The sequence below is a fragment of the Shewanella sp. 0m-8 genome (assembly GCF_052977265.1).
In genome coordinates this window covers 1-1,084 of sequence record NZ_JBRIMB010000106.1, presented here as the reverse complement: position 1 = coordinate 1,084, position 1,084 = coordinate 1, and the positions used below count along the sequence as shown (strand labels likewise).

Here is a 1,084-nt window from a genome sequence, read left to right as displayed (position 1 = left end):
CGCCGCTACTAGGGGAATCTCGGTTGATTTCTTTTCCTCCGGGTACTTAGATGTTTCAGTTCCCCGGGTTCGCCTCATTAACCTATGTATTCAGTTAATGATACTAGCTTATGCTAGTGGGTTTCCCCATTCGGACATCGTTAGCTCAAATGCTTGTTACTAGCTCGCCAACGCTTTTCGCAAGTTACTACGTCCTTCATCGCCTCTGACTGCCAAGGCATCCACCATATACGCTTAGTCACTTAACCATACAACCCAAATAAGTCTCTATGAGACGTACTCGTTGTCTTGAGCGGGTAAGCTCAACACAGCCGTACTGTAACTAATGGTTTCTACTTTCGCCAAAATTAGAATTTTTTACTCAATCCCTCACAAATAAATGTGAAGCAGTAAGCCAAGACACTTAATGTTAAGTGTTTTTAGAACTCAATTTTTTAATTTCGCGCTAATCCTATAAATAACAACACGATAAATCGTAGTCGTTATCCCTTTCAGATTAACACTATCAGCTTTCCAAATTTTTAAAGAGCGGGCTTAAAAAAGCCAAAGATAAATTCTGCATTTATCTTTGGCATCTCTAACCAGTGCATGAGCTTACAATTTCAGCAAAAAAGTAAGTAAATGGTGGAGCTATGCGGGATCGAACCGCAGACCTCCTGCGTGCAAGGCAGGCGCTCTCCCAGCTGAGCTATAGCCCCATTTACATGCAGTCAAACAAATTTACGTTAATACAAAACCCTTGTTTAGGAGAAAACAAAGATTTTGGTGGGTCAGAGTGGACTTGAACCACCGACCTCACCCTTATCAGGGGTGCGCTCTAACCAGCTGAGCTACAGACCCAACGTAATTTGCTCTTTCTTTACGACAAGCATATCTGTGTGAACACTCAACAACTATTAAGTTAGTCGTATAGGTAAGGAGGTGATCCAGCCCCAGGTTCCCCTAGGGCTACCTTGTTACGACTTCACCCCAGTCATGAACCACACCGTGGTAAACGCCCTCCCGAAGGTTAAGCTATCTACTTCTGGTGCAGCCCACTCCCATGGTGTGACGGGCGGTGTGTACAAGGCCCGGGAACGTATTC

At 44.4% G+C, this 1,084-nt stretch carries 2 tRNA genes and 2 rRNA genes; all 4 read right to left on the bottom strand.

What is annotated here, in order from left to right:
- Positions 1 to 248: ribosomal RNA gene (locus ACVBIO_RS21565) — 23S ribosomal RNA — on the bottom strand; the annotation flags it as partial.
- Between the two features lie 374 nt (positions 249 to 622).
- Positions 623 to 698: transfer RNA gene (locus ACVBIO_RS21560), tRNA-Ala, on the bottom strand.
- Positions 699 to 763: 65 nt separating this feature from the next.
- Positions 764 to 840 (bottom strand) — tRNA-Ile (locus ACVBIO_RS21555).
- A 74-nt stretch (positions 841 to 914) separates the two neighbouring features.
- Positions 915 to 1,084 (bottom strand): 16S ribosomal RNA (locus tag ACVBIO_RS21550); the annotation flags it as partial.